Origin of the sequence: Collinsella sp. AM42-18AC (assembly GCF_003467965.1) — a bacterium.
Lineage (GTDB): Bacteria > Actinomycetota > Coriobacteriia > Coriobacteriales > Coriobacteriaceae > Collinsella.
The window spans coordinates 166,350-176,272 of record NZ_QSFY01000003.1; the positions used below are offsets into that span (position 1 = coordinate 166,350).

General features: G+C 64.6%; 11 protein-coding genes. All 11 read right to left on the minus strand.

Features of this window, described 5'->3' with window-relative positions:
- Positions 1-3: 3 nt before the first annotated feature.
- Positions 4-231 carry a hypothetical protein gene (locus tag DW913_RS03235; RefSeq protein ID WP_099432266.1) on the minus strand — a complete coding sequence of 76 codons (228 nt, stop codon included), beginning with the start codon at positions 229-231 and terminating at the stop codon, positions 4-6.
- Positions 228-569, minus strand: coding sequence for a phosphoribosyl-AMP cyclohydrolase (hisI, locus tag DW913_RS03240; RefSeq protein ID WP_117797556.1), 342 nt, complete (start codon positions 567-569; stop codon positions 228-230). Before hisI ends, DW913_RS03235 begins: the two co-directional genes overlap by 4 nt.
- A gap of 143 nt (positions 570-712) precedes the next feature.
- The gene (gene hisF, locus DW913_RS03245; RefSeq protein ID WP_117797557.1) at positions 713-1,495 is read right to left on the minus strand and encodes an imidazole glycerol phosphate synthase subunit HisF; all 783 of its coding nucleotides are present in this window, start codon (positions 1,493-1,495) and stop codon (positions 713-715) included.
- 3 nt (positions 1,496-1,498) lie between these two features.
- Entirely contained in the window at positions 1,499-2,242 is a 744-nt protein-coding gene (locus DW913_RS03250; protein ID WP_117797558.1) for a HisA/HisF-related TIM barrel protein, read from the minus strand.
- A complete protein-coding gene (locus DW913_RS03255) occupies positions 2,239-2,940 on the minus strand; it encodes an imidazole glycerol phosphate synthase subunit HisH (RefSeq protein ID WP_117797559.1) in 702 nt (233 codons plus the stop codon). Before DW913_RS03255 ends, DW913_RS03250 begins: the two co-directional genes overlap by 4 nt.
- Before the next feature lie 45 nt (positions 2,941-2,985).
- Positions 2,986-3,573, minus strand: coding sequence for an imidazoleglycerol-phosphate dehydratase HisB (hisB, locus tag DW913_RS03260; protein WP_117797560.1), 588 nt, complete (start codon positions 3,571-3,573; stop codon positions 2,986-2,988).
- Positions 3,574-4,689 carry a histidinol-phosphate transaminase gene (gene hisC / locus DW913_RS03265; RefSeq protein ID WP_117797561.1) on the minus strand — a complete coding sequence of 372 codons (1,116 nt, stop codon included), beginning with the start codon at positions 4,687-4,689 and terminating at the stop codon, positions 3,574-3,576. It lies immediately after the preceding gene.
- Between the two features lies 1 nt (position 4,690).
- Positions 4,691-6,127 (minus strand): histidinol dehydrogenase, encoded by a 1,437-nt coding sequence (gene hisD / locus DW913_RS03270; protein WP_117797562.1) that lies wholly within the window; start codon positions 6,125-6,127, stop codon positions 4,691-4,693.
- A 105-nt stretch (positions 6,128-6,232) separates the two neighbouring features.
- Positions 6,233-7,948 (minus strand): ATP phosphoribosyltransferase, encoded by a 1,716-nt coding sequence (gene hisG, locus DW913_RS03275; protein WP_117797563.1) that lies wholly within the window; start codon positions 7,946-7,948, stop codon positions 6,233-6,235.
- Positions 7,949-8,117: 169 nt separating this feature from the next.
- The gene (locus DW913_RS03280; RefSeq protein WP_117797564.1) at positions 8,118-8,954 is read right to left on the minus strand and encodes a sugar phosphate isomerase/epimerase; all 837 of its coding nucleotides are present in this window, start codon (positions 8,952-8,954) and stop codon (positions 8,118-8,120) included.
- Between the two features lie 73 nt (positions 8,955-9,027).
- Positions 9,028-9,923, minus strand: an 896-nt coding sequence (locus DW913_RS03285; RefSeq protein ID WP_117797571.1) for an SIS domain-containing protein, incomplete at its 5' end; no start/stop codon positions are given.

Genomic DNA, 9,923 nt, shown 5'->3' on the forward strand with positions numbered 1-9,923 from the left:
TCGTTACTGCAGCGTAAAGTAGGTACCGGTCTCATCGAACCGAGGCTTTGCGCCCTTTTTCTCAAAGAACTCGACGATGACGGCATGGGCCTCATCGAGCCTTTCCTTCTCGGCCTCGAGCCAAAGCGACTGCGCCCCGCAGGCATCAGTCAGGTGCACGCGGCATGGCACGCCCGCGCGGAGGAGCTCGGTGTTGCAGTCGGCGACCTCGAACGGCGTCACGACTTTCATCGCACTCCCCCTTCCACGCGCTTAAAGAAGCAGGTACGGTTGCCGGTGTGGCAGGCCGGACCCGGCGAGTCGACCTTGACCAGTAGCGTATCGCTATCGCAGTCGGCCCAGAGCTCCTTGACCTCCTGCATATTGCCGCTCGTCGCGCCCTTATTCCAGAGCTCTTGGCGGCTGCGGCTCCAAAACCACGTGGTACCGGTCTTGAGCGTCAACCCCACCGATTCCTCGTTCATCCAAGCAACCATAAGCACCTCGCCGGTGTCATACTGCTGAACCACACAAGGAATCAGCCCGCGGGCGTCGTACGTAAGTTTTGAAGGATCGGTTATCTCTTCCATTTCTCTCCCCAAATTCAAACTTCGCAGGTCGGCGAGGGTTGTCCAGGTGCCCGAGATTCCGAGCGACAAGCCCGACGACGCGTACTTAAAGTACGCGAGGAGGGTTGGAGCCGGAAGGTCGGGCGCCTGGGCAAGCCGCAGCGCTAGAAGTCCAACCTGACAGGGATGCCTTGAGAGGCCATATATTCTTTGACTTCGCGAATGCTGAAGGTTCCAAAGTGAAAGACGCTGGCCGCCAGCACGGCGTCGGCTTCGCCCTCGATCACGCCCTCGGCAAAATGCTCGAGCGTGCCCACGCCACCGCTCGCGATGACGGGAATCGGCACCGCACGCGCCACGGCGCGGGTGAGTGCCAGGTCAAAGCCGGCCTTGGTGCCGTCGCGGTCCATGCTGGTCAGCAAGATCTCGCCGGCGCCGCGGCGAGCCGCCTCCTCGGCCCACGCCACCGCGTCGATACCCGTGGCATTGCGGCCTCCCGCGGTAAAGACCTCCCACTTGTCGGCATCCGGCTGCCCAGGCAGGCCGACGCGCTTGGCATCGATCGCCACGACCACGGCCTGGCTGCCAAACGCCGCGGCAGCTTGGCTGATCAGCGACGGGTCGCGCACGGCGGCAGAGTTGAGCGATACCTTGTCGGCACCGGCCGCCACCATCGTTCGCATGCCCGCAAGGTCGCGAAAGCCACCGCCCACGGTGTAGGGAATGGCGAGCTCCTCGGCCGCATGCGCCGCCATCTCGATGGTCGTCGCACGGTTGTCGCTCGTGGCAGTGATGTCCAGGAACACGACCTCGTCCGCACCCTCGCGATCGTAGGCACGGGCAAGCTCCACCGGATCGCCCGCATCGCGCAGGCTCACAAAGTTGACGCCCTTGACCACGCGGCCGTCCTTAACGTCCAGGCAGGGAATGACGCGTTTGGTAAGCATGGGCTACTCCTCCCCTCGCGCGGCGGCCAACGCCTGTACCAGCGTAAAGTTGCCCTCGTAGAGCGCACGACCGGTAATGGCACCCTCGATGGCATCCTCGCCCACCGCGGCCAGTGCGCGGATATCGTCGAGCGTCGAGATACCGCCCGACGCCACAACGGGAAAGCCCGCGACCTCGGCCACGTGGCGATATGCTGCCACGTCGATGCCCGTCTGCATACCGTCGCGCGCGATATCGGTATACACCAGATGTTTAAAGCCCAGCTCGGTGAGCTGCGCCACGGCGTCGTCGAGCGCCACACCCGCGCCGTCGCGCCAACCATTCACCTTGACCTGGCCGTCACGGGCGGCAATGTCTGCCACCAGTAACTCGCCAAAGCCTTGCGCCGCCACCTCGGCAAATCCCGGCTCGGTCACGAGCACCGTGCCTAGCGCGATGCGACGCGCGCCGTAGCCAGCCAACTCGTCGATGCGCACGAGCGAGCGGACGCCGCCGCCTACGTCCACGGACAGACCGTCGACGCCGCAGATGGCCTTAATCGCCGCCGAGTTGGCAGCGCACGCGCCCTCGTCCTCGCCAAAGGCAGCGGACAGGTCGACGACGTGCACCCAGCTTGCGCCCTGCTCGGCAAACGAGCGAGCAACGGCCACGGGGTCGTCGGAATATACCTTGCAGCGGCTGCGGTCGCCACGCTCAAGGCGCACGACCTTGCCGCCGATCAGATCGATTGCGGGAAACAGGATCATCGGCCAACCTCCTCGACGATGTTGACGAAGTTCTTAAGGATGCGCTGCCCCAGCGCCGAGGACTTCTCGGGATGGAACTGACAACCCCACACGTTGCCGTGACGCACGATGCACGGGAAGCTCCGCGTATAGTGCGTGCGCGCCAGCACATCGGCGGCATCGGCGTCGTCGGCCACCGCGTAGCTGTGGGTGAAATACATGTTGGCACCCTCGGCAAAACCGGCAAGCAGCGGATCGGGCGCACCGGCGGGCGTCATGTGTACCTGGTCCCAGCCCACGTGCGGCACCTTCAGGCGACTCGATTCCAAGCGCGTGCACGAACCGCGCATAATGCCCAGGCCATCGACCCAGGGGCCACCGGCCTGCTCGGAGGCGTCGCCGTCCGCCGGCACGCCCTCGTCCGCAGGCACGCCCTCGTTGCCGCGCTCAAAAAACAGCTGAAGGCCCAGGCAGATGCCGAGCAACGGAGTTCCGGCGGCAACGGCGTCGAGCACCGCGTCCGCCTCGCCGCTCTCGCGCATAAAGGCAATCGCGTCGTAGAACGCACCCACGCCCGGGATGACCAAGCCGTCGGCGTTGCGGATCTGCTCCGGATCGTCCGACGTGCAGGCGGCGGCACCGGCGCGCGCAAGCCCGCGCGCAACGCTCGACAAGTTGCCCTTGTGGTAGTCGACCACCACGATCTTCGGTTCGCCCACGCGACCCTCCTTTTCCCCATTCAAAACCTGCCAAAATGGGACAGGTTACAGTGAACCCTTGGTGCTGGGGATGCCCTGCACGCGGGGATCCAGCTCACAGGCATGGCGCATCGTGCGGCCCACGGCCTTAAAGGCGGCCTCGATAATGTGATGCGAGTTGCTGCCCGCCAGCTCGCGCACGTGCAGCGTGAGCTTGGCGTCGCGCGCAAAGGCGTAGAAGAACTCGACGGCCAGCTCGGTATCGAAGCTGCCCACGCGCTCGGTCGGCACGGGCAGCTCGCAGTAGGCCTGCCCGCGGCCCGAAATATCAACAGCAGCCATCACAAGCGTCTCGTCCATGGCGATCGCCGCGTCGGCAAAGCGCGTAATGCCCGCCTTGTCTCCCAGCGCCTGGCAAAACGCCTCGCCCAGCACAATACCCGTGTCCTCGACGGTGTGGTGCGCATCGACCTCCACGTCGCCCACCGCGTGCACCGTCAGATCGAACAGACCATGGCGACCAAAAGCGTTGAGTATGTGGTCGAAAAACGGCACGCCGGTCGAGATATCGCACACGCCAGATCCGTCCAAGTCGAGCTTTACGACAATGTCGGTCTCGCTCGTCTTGCGGGTTACCTCGGCATAGCGGTCCATCTACATCTCCTCCTTCACCAGCGCGGCAAACGCAGCCAGCACCTCGTCGTTTTCCTGCGGGGTGCCCACGGTAATGCGCAGACAGTCCGCGAGCCCCGGCGCATAGCTAAAGTCGCGCACCAAAATCGAATACTCGTCGCGCAGACGCTCACGCACGCGCGTGGCATGCGGCGTGCGTGCGAGCACAAAGTTCGCCGCGCTCGGCCATGCCTCCACGGGCAGGCCCTCGGCAGCCATCGCGCGCAGGGCGCACAGCTCGCGCTCGCGCTCGGATGCGACCTGCGCCACCACGGGTGCATAGGCATCACGGGCACGCACGCAGGCAAGTGCTGCCGCCTGGCTCAGCACGTTGACCGAATAGATCTGGCGAATCGCCGCGAACACATCGATGACCTCGGGCGCCGCGATCACATAGCCCAGACGCGTGCCGGCGGCGCCGAACGCCTTGGACAGCGTGTGCAGAATCACCAGGTTGGGATGCTCGGCGATAAGGCCTTGCGCCGTGGTGGCCGCGCCAAACGAATCGTCCGCAAACTCAACGTAGGCCTCGTCGACCATGACCATGCCGGGGCACGCATCGCACAGGGCCGCGACAAAGTCGAGCGGTGCCACGTCGCCCGTGGGGTTGTTGGGCGAAGTCACGATGGCCAGGCTGCACTCCGGCGCCGCGGCAAGCACGGCTGCCTGGTCGAGCTCAAAGCTCGCCGGGTCGCGCCACACGTCGCGCACCTCGGTCTGACAGAGCGATGCAAAGAACGCATACTCGCTAAAGCACGGCGGGCAGTTGAGCAGGGTCCGCCCCGCGCCGCCAAACGCCAGCAGGTAGTTATAGAGCAGCTCATCGCCGCCGTTTCCCACGCAAATATTCTCACGTGCCACGCCATGCCAGGCAGCAAGCTCATCGCGCAGGTCGTTGGACATGGGATCGGGATAGCGGTTGAGCGGTGTGGCAGCCAAGGCCGCATCGATTGTCTCGCGCACGCCGACCGGCACGGGATAGGTGTTCTCGTTGGCCGAAAGATTGATGCGCGTAGGCGTAAAGTTGGGATCATAGGGCTCAATGCCGGCCAGGTAGGGCTGGACGAGTTCCTTCATGCGCGGCGTAAGTTCGGCCATGTTAGGCCTCCTCGCCGGTCGCGCCAGCGCCACCCGAGCCTGCAGCCGCCAGGTCCACACCCTCGGCGACCGTCGCCACAGCGTCGCCCGGCCAGGCGACCTTGGTCAGGTCGGCCGCAGCCAGCGACTCGGCACTCACGGCATCCTCGCCCTGCTCCAGCACGCGACGACGCAGGGCGGCAGAGAGCGCGTGCGCCCACAGGCCCTCGGCCTCGGCCAGGCGCTGCGTAGCGGGAGCGTCGGAGAGCAGGCCCTCAGGTGTATAGCAAATGACGCTCGAGCGCTTAACGAACTCTTCGACCGAAAGCGGGTTGGAGAACATGGCCGTGCCGCCGGTCGGCAGCGTGTGGTTGGGGCCGGCAACATAATCGCCGAGCGGCTCAGAGCTCCAAGCGCCCACAAAGATGGCGCCGGCGTTGCGAATGCCGCCGAGCAGGCCCATCGCGTCCTTGCAGTGCAGCTCAAGGTGCTCGGGCGCCACGGTGTTCACGGCCTCGACGGCGGCAGCCATGTCGGCGGCCACCACGATGGTGCCCTCATTGTCGAGCGAAGCACGCGTGATTTCGGCGCGTGGCGACTGCGCTACCAGAATGTCGATACCAGCCTCGACCTCGCGCGCAAACTGCTCGTCGCAGGTCACCAGATAGCAGGCTGCAAGCGGATCGTGCTCGGCCTGGGCCATAAGGTCGGCCGCGACCACCATGGGCTTGGCCGTGGCATCGGCCAGTACGCAGACCTCGGAGGGGCCGGCGACCATGTCGATACCCACGTCGCCCGAGACAATCTGCTTGGCCGCGGCGACAAAGGCGTTGCCCGGGCCGGTGATCTTGTCGACGCGCGGAATGGTCTCGGTGCCGTACGCCAGCGCGGCCACGGCCTGGGCGCCGCCCACCATATAGATCTCGTCCACGCCACCGAGCTTTGCCGCGGCGAGCGTGTAGGGACTGATCAGGCCGTCTTTTTGCGGCGGGGTCACCATAACCACGCGCTTGACGCCGGCGACCTTGGCGGGAATGGCGTTCATGAGCACGGTGGAGGGATATTGCGCGCGACCGCCCGGTACATAGATGCCGGCCGCCGCGAGCGGGGTCACCTTAACGCCGAGCATCGTGCCGTCCACACGCGTGGTAAACCAGCTCTGCTCGACCTCGCGCTGGTGGAACTCGCGAATCTGGCGCGCGGCCTTCTCAAGCGCGGCGACAAAGGCCGGGTCAAGGCCTTCGAGCGCGGCATCGATCTGCTCCTGCGGCAAGCGGAAGCTCTGCAGCTCAACGCCGTCAAAACGCTGACAGTAATCGCGCACCGCGGCATCCCCGTTGGCACGCACGTTGGCCACGATATCGCGGGCGGCGTCGATGATGTTTTGCGGCAGCACGCCCTTGCGGTTGAGCTGGTTGGTAACGAGGCGCTCACCGGGAGCAAGCTTGATGGTCTTCATATCGGTATCCCCTATCGGTCGAGGTTGTGTTCGAAAAACGAGAGGCCGGGCGGCGGCGCCAATCGGCCCGCAGCCCGTACGTTGGGGCGCCCGTGCGCGGTCGCGCTATTGTGCCGAGCCCGCGACGGGCTCAAAATGCTTGTCCTTAACGGCCGCGGCCAAGCGATCTGCCAGATTGCGTACGCGCGGATCCAGGCGCGCAGCACCCGGATTGACAAAGAAGCGGGCCGTGCAGTCCATGATGCGGCCGGTGATGACCAGGTCGTTGTCGCGCAGCGTGGCGCCCGTGGCGGTGATGTCCACGATGCGATCGGTCATGCCGACAATGGGGCCCAGCTCGATGTTACCGTGCAGTGAGACGATATCGGCGTTCACGCCGCGCTCGGCATACCAGGCACTCGCAATGCGCGGGTACTTGGTGGCCACGCGAAGCGAACCGCGGCGGGCATAGTTGCGCTCGGCCTGACCGGCGCGCCAAGCGGGCTCAGCCTCAATAAAGGTGCACAGGCCGTAGCCCAGATCGACCAACTGCAGCAGGTTGAGGTCGGCCTCGATAAGCGAATCCCAGCCGCAGATGCCGCAATCGGCACCACCGCAGCCCACAAAGGCGGGCGCATCGCTGGGGCGCACAATGACAAACTCGATATCTCCGACCGCGCCCTCGCCGGCACGCGTATCGCGACCGCGCACGATCAGGTGACGGCCGGGGTCGCGTAGCTCGGAGACGTCCAGGCCCGCGGCCTCGAGCACGTCGAGCGTGTCGGCCTTAAGCGAGCCCTTGGGAACGGCGATGCGCAGCGGACCCTCGGCACCACGGCCCGCGGCGTGGTCGCCGTCGGAAGCGGCGTCCTCAGCCGAAGTGCGCGCGGCCTCCAGACGCTCGAGCGAAAAGGCAAATCCCGCCGCCGGTACCTCGATGCCATCGCCGAACGCGCCGGTAAAGATGGAGTCGTAGCGTCCGCCCGAGCCAACAGGATCGGGCAGGCCGCCGGCATAGGCCTTAAAGACCAGGCCCGTGTAGTAATCAAACGAGTTCATGATGGAGAAGTCGAAGGACAGCACCTGGGCGTCCTCGGGAGCCAGACCCTCGACCAGGGCACGCAGCTCGCGCGTGAGCGGCGCGACGATACCGGCGGCCTCCAGCAGCGCGTCCACGCGGTCGAGCACTTCGGGGCCACCGTGCAGGCGCGGCAGCTCGCTAATGGCGGCCTTGACGGCATCGGACTCGGTGCTTGCCGCCACGCGGGCATCGAGGCCCACAAAGTCATTGGCGTGCACGCAGCGCAGGGCCTCGACAGCCAGCTCGCGATCCTCACATGCCGCAAGCAGCTCCTTAAACGGACGCACGCTACCTGCGATAATGCGCGCATCGGGCAACGCCAGCTTGCGCACGGCCTCGGCTACCAGCGAGACAATCTCGACATCGCCCGCGGCGTCGCCCGCGGCGATGAGCTCAAAGCCCAGCTGCGTAAACTGACGCGAGCCGCCGGCATTGCGCTGGCACTCGCGAACCACCGGCGCCTCGTAGCGCAGGCGCAGGGGCAGGTCGGCCGCGCGCATGCGGGTCGAAACCAAGCGCACGATCGGCAACGTGTTGTCGGGACGGACCACCAGCAAACGCCCATCATCGTCAAAGAGCTTAAACGGCGTGTCCGCAATGCGGCCACCTTCCTCGAGCGAACCCTTGTCCTCGAGCAGCGGCGTTTCAACCGGCAGATAATGATGCTCCCTAAAGCAGCCCTTCACCGTACATGCGATCTCCTCGCGTGCCTGAGCCTCCTCGGGCAATATGTCCCGGAATCCCCACGGTGTGGCCGTCATCTGGTGAGCCTCCTCATGCTGTGCTTCGTATAGAACAGAAGACCGGCATAGCTCCGCCGGTCTTCTGGGTACTTTAGCATACTAGAGTGTTTGCGGGGGAAATCCGTCGCAGCCGCTCACACCGTATTCATTTGGAAACATGGGGCAGATTGCCGCAGCCCAACCCCACCTAGGCGCCAATCGCACGACGATACTCTGCCATTACCTGCGCATCGGCAGCTGCGGGGTCGGCAAAATAGCGCCCGTCATAGGTCTCGGCCGAAACAACTCCGCGATAGCCGCGCGCCACCAGCCTATCCAGGTCAGCGCGCATATCGCGGTCGCCGTCACCCCAGGCAAGATGCGTCGTGCCATCTGCCGCAACATCGACAAAATGCACGTGGGCGACATCATCGCCAAGCAGATCGAAGTAATCGTCGATGGTATCCCCCGCCACCGCCATGGCGCCCATATCCAGACACGCCTTAAGTGCCGGATGATCAACTGCCTCGATCATGTGCTTCGTATCGGCCGCCGAGTTCACGATCATCGACTCAACCGGCTGTAGGGCTTCGAGCACCAGTCGCACGCCGCGTTCTCCCGCATGCTCGGCAATCGCACGCAGCATCGAGGCGCTGCGACCCCACGCGTCCTCGATCGGCTCGTTCAAAAATGCCCAGCCGCTCGAGACCATGACCTGCTCGGCTCCAAGTTCCGCCGCGATATCCACAACGTTCTTAAAGTACGCGAGCGTGCGGGCACGCGCCTCATTCCCACGCGCCGCGATATTCCACGGCTTGGGGTTGTTCTGCTCGGGACAAAGTCCCACAATCCGAACTCCATACCGCTGCGACAGCTCCCGCACCTGCTCGAGCGAATCGTATCCATGGCAATCGACATACAGATGCATCGCCCCGGTCCAAAGCTCGCAACACGTGTAGCCCGAGGCCGCTGCCGAGGAAAAGAATTCCTCAAGGTCAAAATAGCGATGGCTGATATTCATGACGGCAAGCTGTGGATAGCTCAAAATTACTCTCCAACCCAAACGAGGCCCCGTTCCATATAGGAGCGAGGCCCAATTACACAAACGTTATCTGCTCTTAGTAGTCGAACTGGTGATAGTAACGACGGTAGTTGAGGTTGTGCTTGGTGACCGTCTCGTAGTAAGCGGCAAGGCGATCGGTGATCAGCGAGGAGAGGATCCACGGAGACACGATGACGCGGAACTCGTCGTCAAGGCCGGGGATCGCGAACTCGGCGGTGTCGATGACGTTGACGTCGGTGTCGCCGGTCACGCCGCGGGTCAGGAACGCGCGGACGCGCTCGTCGAGCTTGCGGTTCTCGTCCTCGCCCATGAACAGGAAGACCGGGACGCCGGGCTCCACGAGCTCGAGGGTGCCGTGGAAGAAGTCGGCCGAGGTGATGTAGCGGGTGCGCTTCCACTGCATCTCCTCGAGGATGCACATCGAGAACAGGATCGTCTCGCCCCACAGGGCGCCGGAGCCGATGAACATGGTGTAGGGGGCCAGGGCGTACTTCTTGGCGAGCTCCTCGGCGCGCGGCTCGAAGCTCTTGCGGATGTCGACCAGGTGGGTCCAAACGTCCTTGGTCTGCTCGATGAACTTATCGAACTGCGGGAAGCAGCCACGGCGGTTGAGCAGGCGCAGGCCGAAGCAGTCGGCGAGGTAGTAGCCCATCTCGCAGCCACCGTTACCATGATCGGAAGCCATCTTGACGCAATTCTCGGCGCCGACAGCCTGGCCGATGAGGCCCTCGGGCTTGGTCATGGCGTAGACGCGCACACCCATGTCCTTCATCTTCTTGACGGCCTCGAGGACCTCGGGGGTGGTGCCGGACTCGGAGGCGGTGAGCACGACGGACTTCTCGGTCATGCGCTTGTGGCCCATGGCGTTCCACTCGGCGGCGTGGATCAGGTAGACCTCGAGGTCGCGGTCGCCGAACTTGTTCATGAGGTACTCGAGCTGCATGAGCTCGT